1 protein-coding gene is annotated in these 269 nt (G+C 44.6%); it reads left to right on the top strand.

Annotation, left to right across the window (positions count from 1 at the left end; translation table 11 throughout):
- On the top strand, nt 1–232 hold a 232-nt coding region (gene rimM / locus AAEZ22_RS18405), incomplete at its 5' end, for a ribosome maturation factor RimM (protein ID WP_352298492.1).
- Between the last annotated feature and the right edge of the window lie 37 nt (nt 233–269).

Below are 269 nucleotides of genomic sequence, written 5' to 3'. Positions count from 1 at the left end.
CTATCATCGTGATCTTATTGGCTGCGAAGTGACCAATATAAACGGCTATAACATGGGTATTGTTGAGCAGATCGTGGAAACAGGATCAAACGACGTATTACTGGTTAAAGCTAATGCCAAAGATGCCTTCGGCAAAGCGGAACGTATGATCCCCTTTGTCCCTGAGCAGTTCATCAAACAGGTGGATCTGCAAGGGAAACAGATTTTAGTGGATTGGGATCCTGACTTCTAAGTCGAGGTACAACATATGTGGTTAGGGGTAATCACCC

This window comes from Pseudoalteromonas sp. 20-MNA-CIBAN-0454 (assembly GCF_040308685.1).
GTDB lineage: Bacteria > Pseudomonadota > Gammaproteobacteria > Enterobacterales > Alteromonadaceae > Pseudoalteromonas > Pseudoalteromonas nigrifaciens.
The sequence above is the reverse complement of the archived record's forward strand: the minus strand, read 5'-3'. Positions and strand labels throughout refer to the sequence as shown.